This window comes from Sodalis sp. RH24 (assembly GCF_047324145.1).
Lineage (GTDB): Bacteria > Pseudomonadota > Gammaproteobacteria > Enterobacterales > Enterobacteriaceae > Acerihabitans.
Window position 1 is genome coordinate 2827965 of record NZ_CP178729.1, and the last position, 25308, is coordinate 2853272.

At 59.0% G+C, this 25308-nt stretch carries 19 protein-coding genes; 13 read left to right on the forward strand and 6 right to left on the reverse strand.

Going from position 1 to position 25308, the window contains the following annotated elements; translation table 11 throughout:
- Nucleotides 1-83 precede the first annotated feature (83 nt).
- The 4 genes from ACL2XG_RS12980 to ACL2XG_RS12995 all read left to right on the forward strand — a co-directional run bounded on the left by ACL2XG_RS12980 (nt 84) and on the right by ACL2XG_RS12995 (nt 4963).
- Nucleotides 84-1337 (forward strand): DegT/DnrJ/EryC1/StrS family aminotransferase, encoded by a 1254-nt coding sequence (locus tag ACL2XG_RS12980; protein WP_413722023.1) that lies wholly within the window; start codon nt 84-86, stop codon nt 1335-1337.
- A gap of 114 nt (nt 1338-1451) precedes the next feature.
- Nucleotides 1452-1973: a 5' nucleotidase, NT5C type gene (locus ACL2XG_RS12985; RefSeq protein ID WP_413722022.1), complete on the forward strand. Its 522-nt coding sequence runs from the start codon at nt 1452-1454 to the stop codon at nt 1971-1973.
- A gap of 251 nt (nt 1974-2224) precedes the next feature.
- Nucleotides 2225-3790 carry an MFS transporter gene (locus tag ACL2XG_RS12990; RefSeq protein WP_410012298.1) on the forward strand — a complete coding sequence of 522 codons (1566 nt, stop codon included), beginning with the start codon at nt 2225-2227 and terminating at the stop codon, nt 3788-3790.
- Nucleotides 3791-3823: 33 nt separating this feature from the next.
- Complete coding sequence (locus tag ACL2XG_RS12995) at nt 3824-4963, forward strand: glycoside hydrolase family 88/105 protein (RefSeq protein WP_413722021.1); 1140 nt, start codon at nt 3824-3826, stop codon at nt 4961-4963.
- 20 nt (nt 4964-4983) lie between these two features.
- Here ACL2XG_RS12995 and ACL2XG_RS13000 read toward each other — a convergent pair whose 3' ends face one another.
- On the reverse strand, nt 4984-6093 hold the full coding sequence (locus ACL2XG_RS13000; protein ID WP_413722020.1) for a hypothetical protein: 1110 nt from the start codon (nt 6091-6093) through the stop codon (nt 4984-4986).
- 189 nt (nt 6094-6282) lie between these two features.
- On the opposite strand from ACL2XG_RS13000, the gene ACL2XG_RS13005 reads away from it, so the two are divergent.
- From ACL2XG_RS13005 to ACL2XG_RS13025, 5 genes are read left to right on the forward strand one after another with little or no spacing between them, the layout of a single operon-like run.
- Entirely contained in the window at nt 6283-6768 is a 486-nt protein-coding gene (locus ACL2XG_RS13005; protein ID WP_410012302.1) for a MarR family winged helix-turn-helix transcriptional regulator, read from the forward strand.
- A 5-nt stretch (nt 6769-6773) separates the two neighbouring features.
- Entirely contained in the window at nt 6774-8870 is a 2097-nt protein-coding gene (locus ACL2XG_RS13010; RefSeq protein WP_413722019.1) for an FUSC family protein, read from the forward strand.
- Nucleotides 8867-9076 (forward strand): DUF1656 domain-containing protein, encoded by a 210-nt coding sequence (locus ACL2XG_RS13015; protein ID WP_410012304.1) that lies wholly within the window; start codon nt 8867-8869, stop codon nt 9074-9076. Before ACL2XG_RS13010 ends, ACL2XG_RS13015 begins: the two co-directional genes overlap by 4 nt.
- 6 nt (nt 9077-9082) lie before the next feature.
- The gene (locus tag ACL2XG_RS13020; protein WP_410012305.1) at nt 9083-10006 is read left to right on the forward strand and encodes an efflux RND transporter periplasmic adaptor subunit; all 924 of its coding nucleotides are present in this window, start codon (nt 9083-9085) and stop codon (nt 10004-10006) included.
- A 2-nt stretch (nt 10007-10008) separates the two neighbouring features.
- The gene (locus ACL2XG_RS13025; RefSeq protein WP_413722018.1) at nt 10009-11514 is read left to right on the forward strand and encodes an efflux transporter outer membrane subunit; all 1506 of its coding nucleotides are present in this window, start codon (nt 10009-10011) and stop codon (nt 11512-11514) included.
- Between the two features lie 17 nt (nt 11515-11531).
- Here ACL2XG_RS13025 and ACL2XG_RS13030 read toward each other — a convergent pair whose 3' ends face one another.
- Entirely contained in the window at nt 11532-15758 is a 4227-nt protein-coding gene (locus tag ACL2XG_RS13030) for a hypothetical protein (RefSeq protein WP_413722017.1), read from the reverse strand.
- A 285-nt stretch (nt 15759-16043) separates the two neighbouring features.
- Nucleotides 16044-17093 carry an aldo/keto reductase gene (locus ACL2XG_RS13035; protein ID WP_410012308.1) on the reverse strand — a complete coding sequence of 350 codons (1050 nt, stop codon included), beginning with the start codon at nt 17091-17093 and terminating at the stop codon, nt 16044-16046.
- Between the two features lie 379 nt (nt 17094-17472).
- Between ACL2XG_RS13035 and agp the strand changes: the two genes are divergently transcribed.
- The 4 genes from agp to ACL2XG_RS13055 all read left to right on the forward strand — a co-directional run bounded on the left by agp (nt 17473) and on the right by ACL2XG_RS13055 (nt 21263).
- Nucleotides 17473-18789, forward strand: coding sequence for a bifunctional glucose-1-phosphatase/inositol phosphatase (agp, locus tag ACL2XG_RS13040; RefSeq protein ID WP_413722016.1), 1317 nt, complete (start codon nt 17473-17475; stop codon nt 18787-18789).
- An 81-nt stretch (nt 18790-18870) separates the two neighbouring features.
- Nucleotides 18871-19368 (forward strand): thiol-disulfide oxidoreductase DCC family protein, encoded by a 498-nt coding sequence (locus ACL2XG_RS13045; protein WP_413722015.1) that lies wholly within the window; start codon nt 18871-18873, stop codon nt 19366-19368.
- A 138-nt stretch (nt 19369-19506) separates the two neighbouring features.
- Complete coding sequence (locus tag ACL2XG_RS13050) at nt 19507-19974, forward strand: MarR family winged helix-turn-helix transcriptional regulator (RefSeq protein WP_413722014.1); 468 nt, start codon at nt 19507-19509, stop codon at nt 19972-19974.
- 26 nt (nt 19975-20000) lie between these two features.
- Nucleotides 20001-21263 carry an MFS transporter gene (locus ACL2XG_RS13055; protein ID WP_410012313.1) on the forward strand — a complete coding sequence of 421 codons (1263 nt, stop codon included), beginning with the start codon at nt 20001-20003 and terminating at the stop codon, nt 21261-21263.
- 14 nt (nt 21264-21277) lie between these two features.
- Here the strand turns inward: ACL2XG_RS13055 and ACL2XG_RS13060 are convergent, their stop codons facing one another.
- From ACL2XG_RS13060 to ACL2XG_RS13070, 3 genes are all read right to left on the reverse strand, one after another.
- On the reverse strand, nt 21278-22246 hold the full coding sequence (locus ACL2XG_RS13060; protein ID WP_413722013.1) for an MBL fold metallo-hydrolase: 969 nt from the start codon (nt 22244-22246) through the stop codon (nt 21278-21280).
- 244 nt (nt 22247-22490) lie between these two features.
- Nucleotides 22491-23273, reverse strand: coding sequence for an ABC transporter ATP-binding protein (locus ACL2XG_RS13065; protein WP_410012315.1), 783 nt, complete (start codon nt 23271-23273; stop codon nt 22491-22493).
- Nucleotides 23274-23616: 343 nt separating this feature from the next.
- Entirely contained in the window at nt 23617-25269 is a 1653-nt protein-coding gene (locus tag ACL2XG_RS13070) for a glucan biosynthesis protein D (protein WP_413722012.1), read from the reverse strand.
- Between the last annotated feature and the right edge of the window lie 39 nt (nt 25270-25308).

A 25308-nucleotide genomic window follows, 5' to 3' on the forward strand; every position in this document is an offset into this window, starting at 1 on the left:
ACGTTAAAATTTTAACTTTATGATGATTTTTTTACATTAATGGCATAAGTTATTCTCCCGGCCATCAAGGAAGAATAAGCTATATGCTTAACATTATCGATATTAATCATCACGCACTTGAATTATTAAAGACTGGAAAATTCAACGCACGGGCAACCCATTTACCTATGGAAAGCGACGGCTTAATCAGTATTATTAATAACGAAGCCAAATACGACAGCGGCGCCCCTATTCCATTCCTCCCCTTCACCCGGCTTAATTCGGACAAAGAGCGGGCGGCTTGCCTGGAAGAAATGGAAAAAGTGGTGGCGTCAGGCCAGTTCACCAGCGGCGACTTTATCACCCGGCTGGAAAAACGGCTGGCGGCGTCTTACCGGGCGACGGCATGCATCGCCACCAGCAGCGGGACGGACGCGCTGAAAATTGCGCTGAAGGCCATCGGCGTCGGTGCGGGCGACGAAGTCATTGTGCCGCCCAACTCTTTCGCGGCCACGGAAAACGCCATATTTTCCATCGGGGCAAAGCCGGTCTACGCCAACATCGACGCCAGTTTCAATCTCAACCCAACCGAGATCCCGCGGCTGGTCACCCCGCGCACCAAGGCCATCCTGGCCGTTTGCCTGTACGGCTCCGTCAGAAATATGAGCGCCATATCCCAAGAGGCCAGGCATCATGAGCTGCGCGTCATCATTGACGCGGCCCAGTGTTTCGGCATACCGGATATCATCAACTACGGCGATGTGGTGACGCTGAGTTTTAACCCGTTTAAAAACATCGGCGGATTCGGCAAGGCGGGCGCGTTGCTGACCTGTTCCTCGGCCATCGCCAAACGCGCCCGGCAATTTTCCTATCATGGCTTTTGCGAGGGTAAAAAAAACGTCAAAGCGCAGAACTGGGGGTTTAACAGCCGGATGGATAATATCCAGGCGGCGACGTTATTAGCCAAATTAACTTTTTTTGCCCTGAATGCGTTAAAACGATCTTACCTGGCTTATCGTTATATTAATAAGCTCGCTCTCCTGGAACATCGCGGATTTATTACGCTGCCCATCGAACAAACGGCCAACACCTGGCATTTATTCCCCATCCGGGTCAACGCGGGCAAGCGGGACGAGTTGATACGTTTTGCCAAAATAATGAATATCGAATTTGATATCTATTATCCCATATTAGGGTATGACGGGGCCAACGAGTTTGCCTTAACCTACCAAGATAAAATAAGTTTCGCTACCAGCCGCAGCATTCATGCCACGGTGCTCCATATTCCACTGCACAATCATATGTCCCTGGCAGAGCAGGACCGGATCGTCGGCGTTATCAACCAATTTTTCCAGTGAGCGCGCGCGTGATGCCGGGACAAGCGTGGCCAATTACCCGCTTGTTGGGCTAGTATTGTGCTCTACGATACCGGCCCGCCGCTGCACGGCGCGGCCTGAAAAACCGGAGGAGCCATGCAGACGATAGCCATAGATATGGATGAGGTGATTGCCGATTTCAACAGCAAAATGATCCGGCATTTTAATGCCGAATTTGGCGAACATATCGGCTTAAACGATCTTGCCGGACAGACTATTCAGCAATTGCGTCCGGCGCTGCGCGAGAAAATCAACCTGATGATCGGCGAACCGGCGTTTTTCAGCGATCTGGATGTGATCGCCGGCGCGCAGGATGTGGTCCGGGAATTGAGCGGCAAATACCATGTTTTCATCACTACCGCCGCCATGGAATTCCCCGCCTCGTTTACCGCCAAGTTTAACTGGCTGCAAACCCACTTCGGTTTTTTAAGCGCCATGAATTTTGTCTTTTGCGGCAACAAGCGCATCCTCAACGCCGATTTTCTTATCGACGACAATGTCCGTCATTTTGAGCATTTCGTCGGCGAAGGCATCCTGTTTACCGCTCCGCATAATATCCATGCGCGCGGCTATCGCCGGGTCAACGACTGGCGGGAGGTGGCTGATCTTTTTTTGTAGGTTTGCGCCGCGGCGGACAGGGTTTGCTGATTAAATGAACCAATGTTTCTTAATAAAAGAAATAAAATTTTATAAATTTGAGCTTGATCGCCCCGCTCTTTGTTTTTTTGCCATTCAATCACCGGGTCTGGCAACGGGAGAAAGGTTTCTCGCCGCCCCAGGCGCTAGGGTTGACAGCGACAATGAGGATTACGGTCGGTTGACCGTTTTTTACCATGCCCTGTCAACGCCTTATCCGGGGAAGCATGACGATGAAAATACGCTCCATAGGTTTACCGCAATACCTGGCTTATGGCTCCGGCGATTTCCTGGGCGCGGGCACCACCGCCCTGACCGCCGCCTGGCTGCTTTATTTCTACACCACGTTTTGCGGCCTCTCGCCCATCGAGGCCACCTTTATCTTTGCCTGCGCCCGGGTGCTGGACGCCGTGGTCAGCCCGCTGATGGGCTACCTGACCGATAACTTCGGCGGCACCTGGCTGGGCAAGCGCTTCGGCCGCCGTAAGTTTTTTATCCTGCTCGGCATTCCCTGCGTGTTCAGCTACTGCCTGATGTGGGTCGGCGGCATGGGCTACGGTTATTACCTGCTGACCTATCTGCTGTTTGACGTGGTCTACACCATGATCCTGGTGCCCTACGAAACCCTGGTGCCGGAAATGACCGACGATTTTAAACAAAAATCCAAGTTCTCCGGCGCGCGCATCGCCCTGGCGCAGCTGTCCGCCATCCTGGCCGCCTTTTTGCCCGGCATCCTGCTGTCGCATTTCGGCAAGGACAACGCTATTTCCTTTTTCTACGCCAGCGTGGTGTTCGCGGTGATCTGCGCGCTGGTGCTGACCCTGGTCTACCTGTTTACCTGGGAGCGACCGGCGGCGCTGAAATCGGAGGCGGTATTAAAGCTTGAGCGTGAAAAACAGCAGTTGACCCTGGGACAAAGCCTGCGGCGCCTGCATATCGAACTGTCCTCCACGCTGCGCGTGCGCATTTTTCGCCAGCATCTGGGCCTGTACCTCGGCGGCTACATCGCCCAGGACGTGTTCAACGCGGTGTTTACCTATTATGTGGTGTTCGTGCTGATGCAAAGCGCCACCGTGGCCTCCAACCTGATGGGGGTGATGGCGATCCTGCAGTTCGTGGCGGTGATCGGCATGATCCCGCTGTGCATCCGCTTCGGACCGGCGCCGTCCTACCGGCTGGTGGTCACCCTGTTCGGCCTGAGCGCGCTCTCCTACGGCGTGCTGTACTACGCCGGCCTGAGCGACACGTTCTCGCTGCTGCTGCTGGTATCGGCCGTGGCCGGCCTTGGCCGGGGCGGCATCAACTATGTGCCCTGGAATATCTACACCTATATCGCCGATGTGGACGAGGCGATCACCGCCCAGCGGCGCGAGGGCATCTTCGCCGGCATCATGACGCTGACGCGCAAGGCGTCCCAGGCCGGGGCTGTCATGCTGGTGGGGGTGTTCCTGCAGCTGTCGGGGTTCGTTTCCGGGCAGAAAGTGCAGTTGCCGCAGGTAAGCCACGCCATCCTGGCCATCCTGTGCATCGGCACGGTGCTGGTGCTGACCGCGGGTTTCATTATTTCCCTGCGCTTTAAGCTGAACCTGAAAACCCACCGCATCCTGCAGCTGGAAACGCAAAAAATGCGCGCGGCCAATCATCCGCTGCCGCAGCAGATCACGCCGGAGGCACGGGCCACCGTGGAGACGCTGACCGGCATGAAATACGAATCGCTGTGGGGCAATAACAACATCGGCTACCTTAACCGCCATAAAGGCGCGCCGGAAAAAGCCGCGCCCACCGGGCACCTGATTTAATCTATCTATAAAGACATCGGCAGGACGACATACATGACTATCTTTAGCGTAAAACACAGCCCGTTGCTCCGGCAGCCTGAATATCTGTTACCCCGCGACCGGTTAAAAGGGTTGATCGGCAAAGTGACCGATAACCTGATCAATATCGAGGATCGCACCGGCGAGTTTTTACTGCGCCTCGACGACGGACGGGTCATCGACACCAAGGGATGGGCCGGGTGGGAATGGACGCACGGCATCGGCCTGTACGGCATTTATCAATACTACCAGCAAACCGGCGACGACCGGATGCGGGGGATTATCGACGACTGGTTCGCCGCCAGGCTGGCGGAGGGCACGCCCACCAAAAACGTGAACACGGTGTGTCCGCTGCTGACCCTGGCCTACCGCTATGAGGATACCGGCAATCCAGCCTGGCGCCCTTACCTGGAGCGCTGGGCGGAATGGGTGATGTACGAGATGCCGCGCACCGAAAAAAACGGGTTGCAGCATATCGTCTATAACAATGAAAACCATCAGCAGCTGTGGGACGATACGCTGATGATGAGCGTGCTGCCCCTGGCGAAAATCGGCAAATTGCTCAACCGGCCGGAGTTCGTGGCGGAAGCAACCTATCAATTTTTACTGCATATCCAGTACCTGATGGATCGGGAAACCGGGCTGTGGTTTCACGGCTGGAGTTTCGCCGGCCGGCATAATTTTGCCCGGGCGCGCTGGGCGCGCGGCAACAGCTGGCTGACGGTGGCCATTCCGGAATTTATCGAGTTGCTGGATTTGCCGGAACAGGACCCCACGCGCCGCTATTTGCTCGAGGTACTGACCAGCCAAATCGACGCCCTGGGAAAATGCCAGGATGAGAGCGGCCTGTGGCATACGCTGCTTGATGAGCCGCAGTCGTACCTGGAAAGCTCAGCCACCGCCGGTTTTGCCTATGGCATACTGAAGGCGCTGCGCAAACGCTACATCGACCCGCGCTACCGGGCAATGGCGGAAAACGCGGTGCGCGGCGTCATCGGCCGCATAAACCAGGACGGCGAGTTGACCGATGTGTCGTTCGGCACGGCGATGGGCAGCGAGCTGGAATATTACCGCCAGATCCCCCTGACGTCCATGCCCTACGGCCAGGCCATGGCCATATTGTGCCTGACGGAGTATTTGCGGGTCTATATCTAAACCCGGCCATCGCCGCTCGCTTAGGCAAACTCCGCGGTATTATTCTCAAAAGAAGCAAATAACGTTGACCGGCTGCCGTCGCGAAAAAAGGCGCGCAGCCCGCTCAACGCGATATCATAATCGTTGAATAAAAACAGCTTGTGGATGACCCTTAATGGCGGCCATCGTGTCCTTAGCAACCCCGCCGCTATAATGATCTGCGACAGGCTAAGCACGGGGACGGCATCGCCCGGCGTCCCGGCGGTGCGAGGGCGCGCGCTTTTCCAGAGCTGATGTAATTGCGTTGTCAGCCTGTTATAAATGACATCGGCGTATGTATCAGCGCTGGAGACCATATCATAATGCCCTTGGTCATTCACAGAGCATTTTAGTATACAATTAAGCCAGATAAGTTTATTACTGCCTTTGAGCACAGCCGTTAATTCTTGATAATAGCTGTCTATATTATTGTTTAGTGCGAAAATAATATTCACACAGTTGGCCTCGTCCAGCTCTTCGGTAATATGCCCGCGCATGCAGACCTGGCCCGCCAATTGTTTTTCCTGCGACGGCGTCAAATCTTTCATCGCTATCGCCGGCGGCGCCATGGACAGCACAATGGCGGCGCCGTCGTCCCTGTCGCCTGCCGCCCAAGCCCCCGCGCCCGCCATAGGATCAAGATACGCCCGCTCGGTGGAAAAAGTCTCGATGCAAGAGCCGGTGCATTCACGGAAAACCCTGATGGCGTCGGCAAAATCCTCATGGGCATACATAACGTCGATGCAGCGCCAGCGAAGATGCGTAAATCCCTTATCGGTTAATAACCGGCTGATGACATATTCCGCCAAAAGTCCGCCGGCACCCAGTGAAATCAGGGTTAGCGGCTGTTGCCTGGGCAAGTCCATGGCAATGATGCGATCGACCAGACAGCGGGTAAAATGGATGCGCGCGCTAAGGGAAGCGGTATCGGCATGTTCAAACCAGCGCATGCCGTGATAAAGGCGATATGCGCCGTAGCGGCAGGGCTGCACATAGGTCTTCAGGATAAAATGATCAAGCGAAAAGCGAGGCGTTTCCGGCGGCCCATCATCAACGGCGTGCAGGCAGGCCGCCTCTCCCAATACATGGCCGGTTAATAACGGATCTGGCATGGCGTAGTCATCCTTATCAGTACGCAACAACGCGTTAGTGGATAGCTATGATCACTATGTATGGGTAATAAACCTAGTCCCGAATCGGCAAAGACTGCATAACGAAAAGAGGCCGATCCGTTGACGCATGCCCCTGATCACCATATAGTTAGCAAACTACCTAATTACATACTAACGATAGCGATGACTATGCCGAAAACCCGCGCGCAGGCGCTGATGGCGATGACCATGGCCCTGGGCCAGCTACAACGGGCCTATCGGGCCAAGGCGGATAAACTGGTCGCGCCGCTGGGACTCTCCTCCGCCATGGCCTGGCCGCTGGTGCTGATAGGCCGTCATCCCGAAGGGATACGTCCCGGCGGGCTGTCGGAAGAACTAGGGATCGAGGGGCCCTCCCTGGTGCGCTCGCTCAACCAACTGGTGGATGCCGGGCTGGTGTTGCGCCAGGACGACCTGGTGGACAAGCGCGCCAAGGTTCTGCACCTGACGCCGGCGGGCAGCGCTATCCAGATACGGATCGAGGCGATGCTGAACGACTTTCGCGCCACGCTGTTCGAGGACGTGCCGCAGGCGGACATTGACGCATGCCTGCGGACTTTTTGCCTGCTGGAACGGCGGCTGGGTATCAACGGATCTTCGTCCCTGGACGACGCGCTAATCAACACGCCGGCCTGATGACCATGACGTTGCCTGCCTTGAGGCTGTTTTCCCGCGCGGAAATGATTTATTCGCTGAAAAGCTTTACGGCGGCGATGATGGCACTCTATTTGTCCAGCCGCGCCGGGCTGCCCAATACCTTCTGGTCGATGATGACGGTCTATGTGGTCAGCCAGCCGCTGGCCGGCATGGTGCGATCGAAGGCGGTCTACCGCCTGTGCGGCACGTTTATCGGCAGCACCGCCACGGTATTTATCATTCCCGCCCTGTCCAACGCGCCGGTGCTGCTGGTGCTGGCCATGGCGCTGTGGGTCAGCGTCTGCCTGTTTATTTCCCTGCTCGACAGAACCCCGCGCTCCTACGCCTTTATGCTGGCCGGCTACACGGCGGCGCTGATCGGTTTTCCATCGGTACAGTCCCCGGATTTGATCTTTAATACCGCCATCACCCGGGTGGAGGAAATCTGCCTGGGGATTTTATGCGCCACCCTGGTACACAGCGTGGTGCTGCCGGCAGGCTTGACGGGCAGCGTCATGGGCCTGCTGGACAAAACCTTAACCGATACCCGGCGCTGGCTGAAGGATATTTTTTCCGCCCCGGCGCCGCTTCCCCCTACCGCAGGGGAGGACGGCGCCACTTCCGCGGCGCGCCTGCGCCTGTCGGTGGATATTACCCAACTGCGGCTGCTGGCCACCCATATCCCGTTTGATACCGGCAATCTGGCCTGGACGACGGGCGCTATGCGTACCATGCAGGACCGGGTGGCGGAACTGATCCCCACGCTCTCCGGGGTGGAGGATCGCCTGCAGGCGCTGTATCGGGCGGAAGGCGGCTGGAGCCCCGATGTGCTGGCGGTGCAACGGCAAATCAGCGCCTGGCTGGCGGCCAACGAACCGCTAATGGCCGGCGTCGAGGTCCGGCTCACCCCGGCGGAGTATCACGACCAGCGCCTGGCGCTGAGGGAATCGGCAACACGGCTGGAATCCGGCGGTAATCACAGCCCGTGGTCGCGGGCGTTGCGCATTTCGCTGGTCAGCTACCTGGAAGAACTGGTGATGAAATGGCAGGAGTGCATAGTGCTGCGCCAGGATATCGCCACCGCCATGCGGCTCGGCGTCATGCCCAGGCGCCGCCTGGCCGCCGTCGGCAACCGGGTGCTGCATCGGGATCTGGGCATGGCGCTGCTTTCGTCGCTGGCGGCCTTTATCGCCATCGGCCTGTGTTGCGTGTTCTGGATCCAAATCGGCTGGGCCGACGGCGCCACCGCGGCCATGATGGCGGCGGTGTTTTGCAGCTTTTTCGCCGTCATGGACGATCCGGTGCCCGCCATCAATAATTTCCTTAAATACACCTTCCTGTCGGCTCCCATATCGGCGATTTATATTCTGGTGCTGCTGCCCGCGGTACATGACTTCGGCATGCTGGTACTGATATGCGCGCCGCTGTTCCTGGTGCTGGGCTGCTACAGCGCCCGCCCGGCCCTGCTTATGGTGGCGCTGCCGCTGCTGTTCGGCGTGGCGGGCACCCTGTCGCTGCATGATACCGCCCATGCGGACGTCACCAGCTTTATCAACAGCACCACCGCCCAGTTATTGGGAACCTTCGTGGCGGCGCGGGTAACCCGGTTATTTCGCTCGGTCGGCGCCGACTGGAGCGCGCGCCGTATCCGCCGGGCAATACGCCGCGACCTGGTGGCGATGGCCAGGGGCGTAAAAGCGCAGCAGCTGCAAATTTTTGCCGTCAGGATGATCGATCGCATCGGCCTGCTGGTGACGCGCATCGCCCAGGGCGAAACCAACCGGCACCATAGCGTCGCCAGGGAAACCCTGCGCGATCTGCGCCTGGGGGTGAATATCATCGCGCTGCAGCAGGCGCGGCGGCATTTTCCGGCGGTGGACTTCGGCGCGCTGCTCGCCCAGTTGTCCCAGTTGTTCCGCTCGGCGGAAAACCTGCCCGCCGTGTCGTTGCATCGCGCCGTCGACCAGGCGCTGGGCACGATGCTCGACATGCCGGAACCCACCCCGCAGTGGCGCAGCGCCATTTCCGCCCTGGTGGGGCTGCGCAATAACCTGTTCCCCGACGCCCCCGTCGCCCTGAACGTTAAGGAGGAGGCGCCATGATTGGCGAAGCCAGTTTTTATGGTCTCTTTTTCCCCTGGCTGATGGTGCTGGCACTGGCCGCGCTGGGGCTATTCTGGGCGGTACGGCGCCTGCTGGCGATGGGCGGTTTTTATCGCTGGGTCTGGCATCCGGCCTTGTTCGATATCGCCGTTTATTTCCTTTTACTTTATGGGATTACCCATGTCACGTATCTTTTGCAGCGATAACCTACGATGAAATCCGACACTTTTGCCTTACGTTCGCGGCAAGCGATCCGCGTATTGATTACCCTGCTGGTGACGCTGGCGGCCATTTGGGCGGTATTGCAGCTATGGGATCATTATGAACTGGCCCCCTGGACCCGGGACGGCCGGGTGCGCGCCAACGTGGTGCCCATCGCGCCGGATGTTTCCGGCCTGGTGACCGAGGTGGCGGTGCATGATAACCAGCGCGTGGCGGCCGGCGCATTGTTATTCGTGGTGGATCGCAGCCGCTATGAACTGGCGGTGCGGCAGGCGGAAGTCGGCCTTAACTCCCAGCGCATCGCCATCGCCCAGGCCCAGCGCGAGGACAAGCGCAATGCCCAGTTGGGCACGCTGATCCCGCAGGAGGAACGGGAACGCACCCGCACCCAGCTCGACCAGGCGCAAAACGCCCTGGCCCAGGCCGAGGTCGCGCTGGACAGCGCCCGGCTGAACCTGCAGCGGGCCCAGGTGCGTTCGCCGGTCGACGGCATGGTGACCAATCTTGATCTGCGCCAGGGCAGCTATGCCACCACCGGCAAACCGGTGATGGCGCTGGTGGATACCGGATCGTTTTACGTCGAGGGTTATTTTGAGGAAACCAAGCTGCCGCGCATTCACCTTGGCGATCCGGTCCGGGTTATCCCCATGGGCGGCAATGGGCCGTTCAAGGGTACGGTGGAAAGCATCGCCGCCGGCATTGCCGAACGCGATCGGCTGACCGGCGATAACCTGCTGCCCAGCGTGAACCCGACCTTTAACTGGGTAAGGCTGGCGCAGCGTATCCCCGTACGGGTGAAAATCGGCGCTTTAGCGCCGGATCAGCGGCTGGTGGCCGGCGAGACGGTTACCGTGGAGGTGGCGGGGTCGTCCAGCGGCATCATTAATCTCCATCCCGTCGCGCAAGGACGCTAGCCATGCCGATGCAAGCCATGATTGCCGGGTATCAAAAATTTCCGTTCGGGCCGGCCTGCGCCATAGTGCTGGCCCTGGCCGGCCTGAACGCCTGCTCGTTACAACCGGTCGGGCCGGACTACCGGGCTCCCGCATCAACGCTGGTCACCCGCGCCGGCAGCTTGCCGCTGGCGGATGAAAAAACGGACGCCCCGACGCAGGCCGGAGCCGCGCCGGCCAGCGCCCAACCGCTGCCGGACCGCTGGTGGCAGCTTTACCGGGATGCCAGGCTTGACCGCCTGGTGGCCCAGGCGCTGGCGCGTAATACCGATCTGCGTGTCGCCATGGCCAATCTTGAGCGGGAGCAGGCCTTGCTCGGGGAAGCCGGCAGCGCGCAAAATCCCACGCTCGGCGTTAACGCCAAGCCTTATTACGGCCATCCGTCCGGGCTGTCCGAATTGCAGCCGGGTTATGTGCCGGATAACGCCTGGCACTACGACAGCGGCCTGAACTTGTCCTATCAGCTGGATTTGTTCGGCCAGATCCAGCGCGCCATCGAGGCCGCCAACGCCGACAGCGAGGCGGCCCGGGCGGCCCTTGATCTGGTCAGAATCAACGTGGCGGCGAACACCGCCCGCGCCTATGCCGAGATCTGCGCCACCGGCCTGCGGCTGCAAACCGCCCGGCGTTCTATCGACCTGCAGCGTCAATCGGTGGCGTTAACCGGCCGGCTGCTACAGGCGGGCCGCACCGGTGAACTGGATACCGTACGCGCCCGCGCGCAGTTGCAACAGCTCGCGGCTACCCTGCCGCCCCTGCTGGCCCAGCGCCAGAACGCGCTCTACCGTCTGGCCACCCTTACCGGGTCGCTGCCGCAGGATTTTCCGCGTGATGTCGCCGACTGCGTGACGCCGCCCCGCCTCAGCCGGCTTATCCCGATGGGGGACGGCGCCGCGCTCTTGCGCCGCCGTCCGGATATCCGCCAGAACGAGCGTCAGTTGGCCGCCGCCACCGCCCGGGTCGGCGTGGCGATGGCCGATCTCTATCCCAAAATCACCCTGGGCCTGGCGGGCAGCTCCGCCGGCTTGATGAACGGCATCGGCGAAAAAGATACCTATGGCTGGAGCCTTGGACCGCTGATTTCCTGGACGATCCCCAATAATGGCGTGGCGCAGGCGCGCATCGCCCAGTCCCAGGCGGCCACAAAAGCCAGTCTGGCCCGCTTTGACGGTTCCGTCCTGACCGCGCTGCGGGAAGTGGAGACCGCCCTGAATAACTACGCCCGGGAACTGGACCGCTACCAGGCGCTGCGCGCTGCGGGTAAAGAAACCCGTGACGTGGCGGAAAAAACCCGCCGGCTGTACGCCAGCGGCAAAATAGGCTATCTGGATGTACTGGACGCGGAACGCAGCCTGGCCGACAGCGACGCCGCCCTGGCGCAGTCGCAGGCGCAACTGGCCGACGATCAGGTGATGCTGTTCCGGGCGCTGGGCGGGGGCTGGGAAACAGCGCAGGGCGCGATAAAATAGAGGCGCACGCCCTGCCGCTAAGGGGTATTGATAAATTCCACCTCGACGGGCAAATGCGCGGGGCGCTGCTTAATCATATTCTTGCTAACGTCGATAAGCTCCAGGTCACGCGGCACGTTGGTCATAATGGCTTTCAATTTATTGTCGGCGATGAAAATCTTTTTTATGCCGGCGGGCAAGTTTTCAGACAGGGACTGGATATGGTTTTGGTTCAGGTTGATCAGCCGCAGCCCGGGCGGGAAGTGGGTGTTTGCCAACGTGGTGATATCATTATGCTGTAGCCCGATAGACCTTATTTTAGGTGGCCAGGTTGGCGGCAGTTCCATGATAAAGTTGTGGTTTGCCGACAAGGTAATCAGCGTTGGCGGCAATAGCCGCTGTATATCACTTATCTGGTTGTTATTGAGTTTCAGATGCAACAACTGGCTGAACTGCCATTGCTGGGGTATTTTGTTGATTAAATTAAAGCTAAGATCCAGATTGGTTAATTTGTGCGGTAATACCGCCATTCCCTGCGCTAAAATATTATTCGCGGCGCTGAAAATAGTTAACGTCTCCGGTAACCGGGGCAACTCGGTCAGAAAATTATGGTCCAGGTAAAGACTTTTTAATTTCAGCTGGCTAATGTCGGGTAACGTGGTTAATTCATTATTATTAAGTTTTAACGACATCAATTTCCCATGGCTAATCAGGTTGACCATATTAATCTCGTTATAGCTGACGTCAAGTTCGGACAAGTTCGGCGCCTGCGTGGCGGGAAGTTTTTGTAACTGGTTGTGATGGACGATAAGGGTTTCCAGCTTATCCGCCTGCACCCGGGGTAACAGGCTAAAACGATTATGGCTGATATCCAGGTGCGTTAAATTGGGCAGCGGAACGCCTTGAAAGTGTCGCAGCTCATTGTGGCTAAGCTTCAGTTTCACCACCTGTGGCGGTAATGCCGTGGGTAAAGACCTCAGGCCCAACCCCCTTAAATCAAGTTCCTTCAGGTTATCTCGCAGGCAGAACTGCAATGTTACCACCGCATTGCCGCGCTGTTCGTGGCTGCTCCCGCCGGCTGCCCATCGATGCCATATGTCATTGAAATGGGCATGTTCTTTTGCCAGGAGCAAATCGGATTGCCGGGGAAAAAGCGCCAGGACGCGATGAGCGTTATCCGCTGCAGGAGAAGCAAGGCCGGTATGGCTTAATGTCCCCGGGTAGGAAGGACCCAGGATACGCTGTTGCATAGCAGGCGGCAGGTCAAGAATGCGACGCCATGTCACCGGCGCGGCGTTTTGCAACATCTCGCGCCCCCGGGCCGTTAATACCCCGTCCGGGCTTACATAGCCCCGCCATTGGCGCACAGAAATGCGCCACCGCGCGATAAGGGCCAGGGTAGTGGTCGGTAATGGACCGATGGCGTTTTCCACCCATGCCGCCAGGTGTTGGGCCGTGACCCAGGCATAGGGCTGGCCGGAAGATGCGGCGGCGAATGCTTTCCCCGCCCCCGGCGCGCCCCGCCCGCCCATACCCTGCTCCAGAATGTTTCGCAACCGTTTGGCCATGGGCAAAGGTATCGCCTGCAATATATTGCCAAGGGCCAACTGGTATTTTTTGCCGAAGGCTTCGCCGGTCTCGGGATTAAAACGGACATAAACGTCCTGGCCCGCCAGCTTATCGCCCCCGAGTTTTACCACCGGCAGTTCCTTGTCCAGCCCCGCCAGCCGAGCCATTATTACCGGTGTAGCGGGCGGCGCCATTACCGGCGGTAGACGCTGTTCAAGCCCCAGGCGTATTTTTTGCCATACCGGTAGTCGGCCGTTCATGAATTCGGCGATGGAGACCAGCTGTTTAAACGTCCGGGCGCCGGCGAAGCCCGCCAGTTCAACGCCGGGATCCATGGCCCTGATGGCCGTCAGGCCAAGCGAAATCATGGCCTGGCGGTTCAGCTCGCGCGACGCCGGCAGCACGGCGAAGTGGACGACATCCGTTCCGGCCCGGCGCAGCGTTTCCCTGAATGACGCGCGCACAACCAGGGCGCCGAGGCTGGCGCGCAGGGCAACTATGCCGCCCATGGCGCCGCGTTGTGCAAATCGGGCCGATAGCGCCACGCCCTGCCCAGCCAGGGGAACCAGGGAAAACGCGTCCGTCAGGCAGGGGATGATCGCCTCCCTGCGCCCTTCCTCGAGTCCCGTTAAGCAATCATGAAACGGAACCAGTGACAGCAGGAACTTTTGTGTTTTTTCCCATGACGTTTCTTCAAAACCGAATTGATGCAATTGGTCCATCAGCCGCTGCTTATGCCGCATGACCAAATTTTCGATCAACGGCCCCAGCGTATCGCCGGCACTTTTCATCAGCGGCGCATTGACGGCCTTCTCATAAATTTCCAACTGATAGTCCGGATCTTTTCTCGCCGTCGTGGGGTCCGTCATCAGCGCATAATAATGTGCCGTTATCTTATCCACGCGCTCAAGGCTATAACCCGCCTGCGAGGGTCGCAGGGCAAAAATCCGTATTTCGCTCCCCACGGACGCGGCCAGCAGGTCTACCTCGGGCAATAGCGCGATGGAATAAGCGTGTCGGGGAATATGCCTTGCGCCCATGAGATGCTTCAGGCTTTTAAAGGCGCTGAATTTTGCCGATATTAACCTCACCGCTGCGCCGGCGATAAATTCAGACGCCACCGACGCCCGATCCTCCAGCAACCGCGACAGCATTAATGCGTCCACCACGGCGTATTTAGCGGCAATATCCTCATTTTGACTCTGGAACAGCGCCGTAGCCTGCGCCAGATCCGGCGACAATGCGGTACGGGTTTGGTATTTCCCCAGCGCCGAGAGTAAAATTTCCGCCGGATTATGGTCGTTTTTATATTTTTCGCCGGCGGCAAAGAACGCCTCGAGGGCAACAGAGGAGGCATTCGTCCCATGGAAGATATTTTCCACCTGCCGCTCTGTCGCCGGCAACCTTTGTTGCCGGCTATAAAAAATCCTGGCCGGCGCGTCAAATAAAAACAACACTTCGGCATCAATCACCGCGGCGCTTAGCATCTCTTCCAGCGAATACCCTAGCTGGAGCAATTCTTCTTTCGACAGGAGAGAACCGTCCAGCGCCAGGCTGTCGGCATAACGCAGCCCGGCATGCAAATAGACCCATTCCACGCTGCCAACATCCATGCCGGCAAAAGGCGCGGTTTCGTTATAAAACCGCAAGGTCGGCATGTCGGCAAAGACCACATTGTCCAGGATATAGCGCTGGGCGGATTGGCTTAACGCCTGGCCCGCGTCCGGGGAAGCCGCGTCCTCTTGCGCCGTGGCGGGGGCCGCCAGCTCAGCTTCGATGGCGGAAAATAGGTGCCTTATGGCCGTGCGCGAGGGGGGATTTTCATCGTCGCCGGACCTGTCGCACACCAGGGCGCGGGCAATAAACTCGCCGATGCCGGGTTTAAAGACCACCGCATCCAGCCACTGGCTGAAAATACGCTGCTGCTGTTTTTCAGATAATAGCTCCGCGCGATATGATCCAAAATCACCCGACGGCTTGCTCAGTTCCCTGGCCAGGCTGGGTAATATGCCGGGATTATCCTGTAAAGAATCAATACATCGGTTGATCAAGGGGTAAATATGATTGGCGACATCGTCAACGGCGGCGAGACGTTCTTTTATCAGCCACGCCGTAATCCGGCGGGTTTGGGCTTTCACTTTATTGGCCGCCGGATCATCCACGCCGGACGGGCCGCGCAGGTTTATGCCATGATCATGCCTGGTTTTTAATGCCGCATGCCGACGCTGGCGCCGCGCGAGCGTGGAGCGGCCGGCGATTACGTCACCGCGCCCCATTTCGGCGTCGCCGGATTTTATCCACGCCGGGTTGACCATGGCGGGCAATATGCCCCCCTCACCCGCTTTCGCATCGGTTCGGGCGAGAATAAGGCTGGCGTGCCAATAATGGCGGCGATCGCCGGCGTTCCCCGTCTGGCGTTCAGCGGCGAGCGGGGCAGCCGGCGATACCGGCGAATGTGTGTTCTTTTTATGCGCCGCCGGCGGCAAAATGCGGGTCGACGTATGAGCCGTGATATTCGTTATAAATAGCAAACTTTGCAGCAGCAGATCCGCGCGCGCGCGTTTAAGCGGGTCGCCGGGGTGCTCGGATAAATAGCGAATGATTTGACGCTGATATTTTTGATCCGCAACGGTAATGGCGGTTTTATTATGATAAATACCAATGCAATTTCTGCTGGCAAGGGGACATTGCGGCATAATTAACTCCGGCAGCGGACATTAAAGAACCTTGGGATATTGATTATAACAGGGGGGAACCTCAATATTACCTAGCGGGACACTGTAAATGACGTGATTTCATTATCAGAGCCCATAAATAAAAATATTATATTTGTTTTAATGAAAGTAGTGTGAAGATAAGTAATTAATAAAATACCTCCCTAAGACGCTTCACGCCGTCATTCGCCTTTTACTGGCATCGGCGCGGCGCATTGATATATGCCGCGCGCCGATGCCTGCAAATATTGCACCAGGCGGGAGGCGCTAGGCTTTATTCGCCTCGTTTAGGCGCTTGCGACGATTCTCGCCCTGGCGCTCCAGCATCCAGCCGGGATATTCCGCCGGCAGGGCGCTGACCTTATCCAGCCGGGCCAGTTCATCCGGCGACAGGGTGATGGCGGTGGCGGCGATATTGTCTTCCAACTGCTCGATTTTTTTCGCCCCGATGATAACGCTGGTCACCACCGGCTGATGCAGCAGCCAGGCCAGGGCGATCTGCGCCACCGACACCCCTTTGGCATCGCCGATTTCGCGCATGACGTCAATACAGTCATACGCGCGTTCCTTATCAACCGGCGGAAAATCAAAGGTGGTGCGGCGGCTGCCTTCCACCCCGGCGGTATGGCGGTCGTATTTGCCGCTTAGCAAGCCGCCGGCCAAGGGGCTCCAGGTCAGCAGGCCGACCTTCTCGCTTTGCAGCAACGGCACCAGTTCCCGTTCCAGGTCCCGGCCGGCGATAGTGTAGTAGGCCTGCAGCGATTCAAACCTCGCCAATCCCAGGCGCGCGGAGATGCCCAGCGCCTTCATGATCTGCCACGCGCTCCAGTTGGAGACGCCGATATAACGCACATGCCCGTGCTGCACCAGATTATCCAGGGCATACAGCGTTTCCTCGATTGGCGTGGCAGGGTCGAAGCCGTGCACCTGGTAGAGATCGATATGATCAAGCTGCAGGCGCTTCAGGCTGGCCTTCACGCCCTCCATAATATGAAAGCGCGACAGTCCCGAGGAATTCACGCCCTGGGTGCCGCTGGCGCCGAAGACCTTGGTGGCCACCACCACGTCTTCCCGCGCCACCTTCAGGTTTTTCAGGGCCTGGCCGGTAATGGTTTCCGACCGGCCTTCCGAATAGACGTTGGCGGTATCGATAAAATTGATGCCGGCGTCCAGGGAGCGGCCGATAAGCCGTTCGGCGTCCGCCTGCTGCAGGTTGCCGATCTGTCCCCACATGCCGCCCTCGCCGCCAAAGGTCATGGTGCCCAGGCAGAGCTCGGAAACAAATAAACCGGTATTGCCGAATGTACTGTAACGCATAATTCCTCCGAAAAAAAATCTCCCCGCCGTGGCCCGCCGCAACATGGACATCCGTGTTTAAATTAAACAAATGCGACGCGCATCAGCGGCAGGCACGGCAGGGAGGGAACAGAGAGGGGATGGATAACAGAACGCGGGGCCGGTGGTAGCGCGCCTACGCTTTGCCGATCCTGAGTATAGACCAGATTAATTTATACCGGATCACGCCGGTAAGCATGGCGGTTTAAGTAACTTTTTGTGTTTTTGTCAGGGGCGGTGCCGGCAGTGTGACGTCGATCCCTCTATTTTCCTTATTAATGACTATTCTGAAAATACTTTATATTCAATAGAATATATTTACCTGCATATAATTGGCATCGGTTTTTTTAGGAAAATATCAATGAAAAGAACACTCCCCGGTTATGCCCTTGGCCTGCTGGCGCTGCAATGTGCCATGTCTTCCGCCCCCCTGCGGGCAGCCGAAAACAACGCCCGGATCCCCGCGGGTTATACCCTGGAGCAAGTGGTGGCGCTCAGCCGCCACGGTATCCGCGCGCCGCTGGTGAACTATGGCGACGCGCTGGCGGAAGCGACGCCGCAAAAATGGCCGGTATGGCAAACCGACGGCGGACTGCTCACCCCCAAGGGCGGCGAAGTGGAACAACATGTCGGCCGGTATTTCCGGCAATGGCTGGCGCAAACCGGCCTGCTTCCCAGGGAGGGTTGCCCCGCGGACCAGCAGGTGTTTATCTATGCCAACAGCCTGCCGCGCACCATTGATACCGCAAAAGCATTTATCGCCGGCGCCTTTCCCACCTGCGGCATTGACGTTACCCATCAGGCCGCCGTCGGCACCATGGATCCGACGTTTAATCCGATCATCACCGCCGAGGTGACCGATAGCTTTAAGCAAAACGCGCTGGAATCGGTTAACCGGCACGCGGGGGACGGCGGCATCGACGGCCTGAACCAGCGGCTGCAGCCGAACTACCGCCTGCTGGAAACCGTATTGGATTATCGGCAAAGCACGGTCTGCCTGCGGGACCATACCTGTGATCTTGCCGCACAACCGTCGTCGGTGACGCTGACCACCGGCAGGGAACCGGGCATCAACGGCCCGCTGCGCACCGCCACCGGCGCCACCGATGCGTTTATGCTGCAATATTATGAAGGCTTTCCGCTTAAGGATGTCGCCTGGGGCAAAGTGACCACCGATAAGCAATGGCGGCAGTTGGAGACAATTAAAAACCTGTACCACGAAACGCTGTTCGGCTCGCCGGCCATCGCCGCCAATGCGGCCAAGCCCCTGCTGGGCTTTATCGCCGGCGCCTTGGATGTCCAGCCGGCGGCGGATGCCAATCAACAGGCCGCTCAGCGGGCGAAGCTGACGGTGCTGGCAGGTCATGATTCCAATATCGCCTCGCTCCTGGCGGCGCTGCGCACCGGCGATTATCAACTGCCGGGCCAGTTTGAACGCACCCCCATCAGCGGCGCCGTGGTATTTCAGCGCTGGCACGACGCTCGACACAATCGTGATCTGATGAAAATCGAATATGTGTATCCCACCGCCAGGCAAATTCGCAATACGCGTGCGCTGTCGCTTTCCGCGCCGCCGCAACGTGTCACTCTACATATTGCGGGATGTCCGGTGGATGCCCGCGGGTTCTGCCCGATGGCGCAGTTCAAACAGGCGGTACTCAAGGATTTACAGGGCTGACGCCGCAGGCGCGGCGGGAGGCAGTCACCCCGCGCCGCCCGGTGGCGCGGCGCCGGGATCGGTTTTAAGGGGGTAAGCATCATGGAAAACGCCAGACGCAAATCAACCGCGCCGCTGCTCTATGTTATCCGCAATCAACGCCTCACGCCCCCGCCGCATTTGCTGGCCGGCGAGCGGGTGATCCTGTTTGACGGCGAATGCGTGTTATGCCAGCGGCTGGTGCGTTTTCTGATCCGCGCCGACCGGCGCAAAAAAATCCATCTGGCCACGGTGCAATCGCCAGCCGGCCAGGATCTTCTGCGCTGGGCCGGTTTGCCCACCGATAATTTCAGCACCATCGCCTATATCGCCAACGGCGAGGTATCGACCCGCTCGACGGCCTTTTTCGCCGCCCTGGCCCAGCTTGGCTGGCCATGGCGCGCACTGCTGATCCTGCGTTTTTTCCCGCAGGTGATCAAAGACGGCATCTATAACGCCGTCGCCCGCAATCGCTATCGCTGGTTCGGCAAGCTGCCCGCCGGCACCCCGCCCCCCGATGACGGCCAGGGTCGTCGCTACCTGGATCACGGCAGGGGCTGAGGTGTTGCGCTTTACCCGTTGCCATGGCTGAACCCGGGCGCCGTAATGTCATAACAGGTTACCGGCATTAACATCCGCGCGCACTATTTATGAAGGATACCTTTGTAGTTTACCTGTATATCTGCTATTCATTCCGTTATGAAAACCCAATTGCTACCCAACGATGCCGATGCCGCGCGTACCTTGACCCTGGTCAGGGATTTTCGTGTCCTGATCGGCCAGCTGAAACGCCGGCTGCGCGAGGAAACGCGGCCGGGCGGACTGACGCCGGCGCAAACTGCCGTTATTATCCGCCTGGAGCGCGAGGGCCCCATGACCGTCACCGGCCTTGCCCGGTGCGAGGGCATGCGCCCGCAATCCATGGGCGCCACCGTGGCCGCCCTGCAAACGGCCGGACTGGTCGGCGCCACGGCGGACCCGGCCGACGGACGGCAGACCTTGCTCTCATTGACCGACGCCTGCCGGCAGTGGGTTGCCGACAATCGGGCGGCCCGGGAGGACTGGTTGTTCCAGGCCGTGCGGTCCAAATTCTCGCCGCAGGAACAGCGGGAACTGGCCAACGCGGTAGCATTGCTTCAACGCCTTGTCGACGACCCGCGCCAATGACCGGCCCAGGCGGTACGGCCACGGGGATGTTCCGTTCATTACGCAATGTCAATTACCGGATATGGGCCGGCGGCGCGCTGGTGTCCAATATCGGTACCTGGATGCAGCGCACCGCACAGGACTGGCTGGTGCTGACGCAACTTACCCATAATAACGCCACCGCCGTCGGGGTGGTGATGGCGCTGCAGTTTGGCCCGCAGATCCTGCTGCTGCCCCTGACGGGATTCGCCGCCGATTATGTCGACCGGCGAAAACTCCTGATCGCCACCCAGGCGTCCATGGGCATCTTGGCTCTGGCACTGGGTCTCCTGACGGTGACCGGGTTGGTGCAGTTATGGCACGTCTATGTATTTGCGTTCTTACTGGGCTGCGCCACGGCGTTCGACGCGCCGGCGCGCCAGACATTTGTCGCCGAGCTGGTGGCGCAAGCCGACCTGCCGAATGCGGTAGCGCTGAACTCCACCTCGTTCAACACGGCGCGCATGGTCGGCCCGGCCCTTGCCGGGATACTGATTGCCGTGGTGGGATCGGGCTGGCTGTTTCTTATCAATGCCGCCTCCTTTATCGCCGTGCTGGGCTCGCTGCATGCCCTGCGTCACGGTGAACTGTATGCGCGCGACCGGACGATGCGCGCGCCGGGAAGCTTCGCCGGGGGATTTCGTTATGTCTGGGCCCGGCCGGAACTCAAGACCATCCTGCTGATGATCTTTTTAATGGGTACCTTCGGGCTGAATTTCCCTATTTTTATCGCCACCATGTCGGTCAGCGTATTTCATACCGGCGCCAGCCAGTACGGATTGTTAACCTCGACGATGGCATTTGGCTCGGTTATCGGCGCGCTGCTCGCCGCCCGGCGCGCCACCACCGGCATCTCACTACTGTTCACCCATACCCTCATCTTTGGTCTCGGCCTGGCGCTTGCCGCCGTTATGCCCAATTATCTGCTGTTCAGCGTCATGCTGGTGTTTATCGGCGTGACGGCGCAAACGTTAACCACCTCGGCAATCAGCCTGATGCAACTGACCACCGAACCCGCCATGCGCGGGCGCGTTATGGCCATTTTCCTGGCCATCGCCCTGGGCGGCACCCCCATCGGCGCCCCGGCGGTGGGCTGGGTGGCCGACAGGTTCGGCCCGCGCTGGGCAATGGGCATCGGCGCCGCCGCGGGACTGGCCGCCGCGCTGGTCGGCATGTACTACTTGGTTAAATATCGTCACCTGCGCGTGCGTGTCGAACAGCGGCGCCTGCGCTTTATCCTCGACGACGATCCCCTGGCCGCGCCGCGTTAACCCGGCCAACGCGTTTAGCGTACCTCGCCATAACCCACCGGCGTCCAACGGTATCCCTGTTGCCCGTTTTCGCTGACATAACCAATGCCGGGAAAGGTGATATGGGCGCCGGCAATCAGTGTTCTCTGATGCGCCATCAGTTTTAACAGGCCGGCACGGGTTTTCACCGCCTGGGCGCCGTCGGCGTCAAACCCCACCGCCAGCTGCGGATGGGCGAACTGCAGGGCGGAGTAGTGCACGATGTCGCCCCAGAAAAAAATACGCTGCCCGCTTTGTTCCAGGACAAAACCGCTGTGTCCCGGCGTATGGCCGGGCAGGGCAATGGGCTGCAGGCCGGGGAGCAGGTCTTTGCCGGCGGTAAAGGTTTTCAGTTTGCCTGCGTCTTTCAACGGCGTCAGGATATCCCGCGCGCGCTGGAAACCCGCCTGCTGCGCCTGCGGCGCCTTGGCGGCCCGGCTTGCCGACAGCCAATAGTCCACCTCCGGCTTAGCCGCCCAGACGGTGGCGTTCGGATAGGCCGGCCTGCCGTCGGCGGTCACCAGCCCGCCGATATGATCGCCATGCATATGGGTTAATAAAATAGTGTCCACCTGCTCCGGTGCGTATCCAGATGCCTTCAGATTGGCCATTACCTGACCGAAACCCGGGCCCAGCAGTTTGCCGCCGCCGCTGTCGATCAGGATCAGGTGTTCGCCGGTATTGATCAGAAAGCTGTTAACCGATCCGTTAACCACCTTGGGCGCGTCGCCGTCCACTTGCGCGACATAACGTTGCAATTCTTCAGGCGTGGCGTTTTTAAACAGGGTCAGGGGAAAAGTGGAGCTGCCGTCATACAGGGCGGTGACTTCCGCATTGCCGACCATAATCCGATAGTAGCCCGGGGCCTGGCTTTTGATCTGCGGCGTGGCGGCAGCCCAGGCAAACGGCATCATTGCCGCGGCGCAGAGCAGGATAGCGGCGCGGGTAACGGCTTTAATCATCATGATAAGTCCTCCGGCGATGGGTTCAGGTAGTGAGAAGCCTTCCTACCTTACCTGCAATCGCTCACCTTTACATCAATATCATGACTAATCAATGCCCTATCCCTATGCCGGCGTGGCTTAGCGTGGGCCGACATCCCTAGGGAATACCGGCTTGCCATGCTGCCCAACGGCGCGCCTGCCGGGTGTACGGGCAACTATAGCCGGAAGGCCGCCCCGGTAAAGCGCCATGCGCGTGTTGCCTTCGCTACTGCGCCCGCTGTTGATGACTGGAGATAAACTGCCGGAAACGTTCGGACGGGTGGTGATTAAATAATTCCTCCGGCGTGCCCTGCGCCTCGATAGCGCCCTGATGCATAAACACCACTCGATTGGAAACGCCGCGGGCGAAACCCATTTCATGAGTGACCACCAGCATGGTGCGGCCCTCCTCCGCCAGCGCCCGCATGACCTTGAGCACCTCGCCCACAAGTTCTGGATCGAGCGCGGAAGTCGGCTCATCGAACAACATCACTTCCGGATCCATGGCCAGCGCGCGCGCAATGGCGACCCGCTGCTGCTGGCCGCCGGACATCTGGGACGGATAATAATTGCGGCGATCATATAACCCCACTTTCGCCAGCAGCTGTTCGCCCCGTTCGATACAGAGCTTGCGCGTTCGTTTCAGCACATGCTGTGGACCTTCGATCACATTTTGCAGCGCGGTCATATGGGGCCAAAGATTAAAATTCTGGAACACCATGCCGAGCCGGGCGCGGATCTTATCAATCTGGCGCCGATCGGCGGGCTGCTGATGCCCGCGCCGGTGTCGCTTCATGACGATGGTCTCGCCGCCAATGGCCACGGTGCCTTCATCCGGCGTTTCCAGCAAATTGATGCAGCGCAGAAAAGTGCTTTTGCCGGAGCCGCTGGCGCCCAATAGGGAAATCACCTCGCCCTGGCGCGCATCCAGCGATATGCCTTTTAATACTTCCTGGTCGCCAAAGGATTTGCGAATGCCGATCATCGACAGGGTTATGGGGGAAGGCATACGGCGGCTCCATCAGAAAATAACGCGAAGGTGGGACTTGTATAGACAAGAGCAAGCAATTACAGGGCCAATAATGAGCACAAAAAACACTCATGGTAACCGTATGATTAATCATGTTATTCGTGGATTTTTTCCAGGATGGCAAACGTACGCGGCGGCCATACTTCCGCTTTTGGTGCAAGAGAGGGGAGGAATGCACTACGGTGAGGCCCGGTCATAACGCATTGTGGCTCAGCGTGGCCCAAATGCCGCTGATCGGCCGCGCATCATGGCCCGGACGTTGAAAAAGGGCGGAGCTGCCCGCTCCGCCCTATGCGCTGCCGGTGCAAGCAACGCGGTTCCGTCAGCTCATCTGGCGGTCGTCGACATACTTACGCTTATCGGGAGGCGGCGGAAAATACTGGTACAGCCAGGTTTCGCTCAGCACATTGCCGCGCGTGCGCAGGAACATGCGCAGCTCCACCGGGTCAATCGAATCGCTGTCCGGCGTCCAGTCGAACAGGATACGATACCCGTCCATCGGTTCGACAAACAGGATCTCGATATTATCGATCTTGCCGCGCGTGGGGGTAATCACCGGTTCTATCCCCTGGGACGCTGCGGCCTTGATGTCGCCGCCGACAAAATCGATGGCGAAGCGGCGCGCCCAGGTGGCGGGATAGTGCTCGCCCGGCGCCCAGCCTTCAGGGAATCCGCCCATGCCGGTACGGGTGGCCTTAACCCGCGCCAGGGGACTGCTGACCGGCGGTTCGCCGCTCCAGTACAGACGATAGCTGAAGCTGAGCTCTTGCCCGGCCTGGATAGGCTCGGCGGGTTGCCAGAAGCAGACGATATTGTCCAGGGTTTCGCCGGTGGTCGGGATCTCCAGCAGGTTGACCGACCCTTTGCCCCAGTCGCCCACCGGCTCTACCCACAGGCTGGGCCGCTTATTATACCAGCCGATCACATCCTGGTAATTGTCAAAATCATGATCGAGCTGCAGCAGGCCGAACCCCTTGGGATTTTCATCAAGGTACTCGTTAAACTGCAGTCGCTGGGGATTATTCAGCGGGCGGCAGATCCATTCGCCGTTGCCGCGCCACATCGCCAGGCGATCGGAATCGTGGATTTGCGGATGGATGGTATCGCAGGTGCGCCGTTCGTTGGTGCCGCAGCTGAACATACTGGTTATCGGCGTCACGCCGAGCTGCTTGATGGCCGTGCGGGCATGGATATGTTTCTCGATATCCATTACCACCCGTTCGGCCTCGCAATGGATGACAAAACGATAGGCGCCGGTGGCGCTGGGGCTGTCGAGCAGCGCGTACAACGTAAAGGTGGTATCGGCGGGCTGCGGTTTATCGAACCAGAAAGCGACAAAATCAGGAAATTCTTCCCGTTGATCGGTAAAGGTGTCGATGGCCAGCCCGCGCGCCGACAGGCCGTACTGATAGGTATCGTCCACCGCGCGGAAATAGCTGGCGCCAAGGAAGGAAACCACGTCGCGTCGGGTCAGCTCCGGCGCCTTATTGACTTTAAAACCGGCAAAACCCAGGTTATCGCGCCCCTGGAGCTGAGCGGTGTCCACCCCGGCGTTATGGTAGTTAAACAGCTCGGGCCGAAAATGGATCTCCTTGGCAAGATGGGCCTGCGGATCAACGGAATACATCCGCACCCGGCGCTTGAATCCCATGCCGACATGAAACAGATGCACATCCAGCTGACGGCCGGGGACGTCATGCCATAGCGAATGGTTGGCATCGTACTGGATATCGTTATAAGCCTGGGGAGTCAGTTCGGCCAGGGTCTTCGGCAGTTCTGCCGGAGGACCGCCAAAGGCCTGCCCCGCCAGATTGGCGGCCATGGTCTTCAGCGTGGAAAAATCAAACGCGGTTGCGCTGCCGTCGGCGACGGTGTCGGCGGCCTGCGCCGAGCGCACGAATAATGATGCCATGGCGGGCACGCCGCAATAGGCGGCCAGGGCCAATGAAGCTTTGATAAATGATCTTCGTTCCATGCCGGAAAAGGTTCCTATGACTGGCAGTATAGTGACCGC

Bases quoted from the DNA above. Each gene is read 5' to 3' on its own strand.
- ACL2XG_RS12980 (WP_413722023.1), top strand. From the start codon at position 84: ATGCTTAACATTATCGATATTAATCATCACGCACTTGAATTATTAAAG.
- ACL2XG_RS12985 (WP_413722022.1), top strand. From the start codon at position 1,452: ATGCAGACGATAGCCATAGATATGGATGAGGTGATTGCCGATTTCAAC.
- ACL2XG_RS12990 (WP_410012298.1), top strand. From the start codon at position 2,225: ATGAAAATACGCTCCATAGGTTTACCGCAATACCTGGCTTATGGCTCC.
- ACL2XG_RS12995 (WP_413722021.1), top strand. From the start codon at position 3,824: ATGACTATCTTTAGCGTAAAACACAGCCCGTTGCTCCGGCAGCCTGAA.
- ACL2XG_RS13000 (WP_413722020.1), bottom strand. From the start codon at position 6,093: ATGCCAGATCCGTTATTAACCGGCCATGTATTGGGAGAGGCGGCCTGC.
- ACL2XG_RS13005 (WP_410012302.1), top strand. From the start codon at position 6,283: ATGCCGAAAACCCGCGCGCAGGCGCTGATGGCGATGACCATGGCCCTG.
- ACL2XG_RS13010 (WP_413722019.1), top strand. From the start codon at position 6,774: ATGACGTTGCCTGCCTTGAGGCTGTTTTCCCGCGCGGAAATGATTTAT.
- ACL2XG_RS13015 (WP_410012304.1), top strand. From the start codon at position 8,867: ATGATTGGCGAAGCCAGTTTTTATGGTCTCTTTTTCCCCTGGCTGATG.
- ACL2XG_RS13020 (WP_410012305.1), top strand. From the start codon at position 9,083: ATGAAATCCGACACTTTTGCCTTACGTTCGCGGCAAGCGATCCGCGTA.
- ACL2XG_RS13025 (WP_413722018.1), top strand. From the start codon at position 10,009: ATGCCGATGCAAGCCATGATTGCCGGGTATCAAAAATTTCCGTTCGGG.
- ACL2XG_RS13030 (WP_413722017.1), bottom strand. From the start codon at position 15,758: ATGCCGCAATGTCCCCTTGCCAGCAGAAATTGCATTGGTATTTATCAT.
- ACL2XG_RS13035 (WP_410012308.1), bottom strand. From the start codon at position 17,093: ATGCGTTACAGTACATTCGGCAATACCGGTTTATTTGTTTCCGAGCTC.
- agp (WP_413722016.1), top strand. From the start codon at position 17,473: ATGAAAAGAACACTCCCCGGTTATGCCCTTGGCCTGCTGGCGCTGCAA.
- ACL2XG_RS13045 (WP_413722015.1), top strand. From the start codon at position 18,871: ATGGAAAACGCCAGACGCAAATCAACCGCGCCGCTGCTCTATGTTATC.
- ACL2XG_RS13050 (WP_413722014.1), top strand. From the start codon at position 19,507: ATGAAAACCCAATTGCTACCCAACGATGCCGATGCCGCGCGTACCTTG.
- ACL2XG_RS13055 (WP_410012313.1), top strand. From the start codon at position 20,001: ATGTTCCGTTCATTACGCAATGTCAATTACCGGATATGGGCCGGCGGC.
- ACL2XG_RS13060 (WP_413722013.1), bottom strand. From the start codon at position 22,246: ATGATGATTAAAGCCGTTACCCGCGCCGCTATCCTGCTCTGCGCCGCG.
- ACL2XG_RS13065 (WP_410012315.1), bottom strand. From the start codon at position 23,273: ATGCCTTCCCCCATAACCCTGTCGATGATCGGCATTCGCAAATCCTTT.
- ACL2XG_RS13070 (WP_413722012.1), bottom strand. From the start codon at position 25,269: ATGGAACGAAGATCATTTATCAAAGCTTCATTGGCCCTGGCCGCCTAT.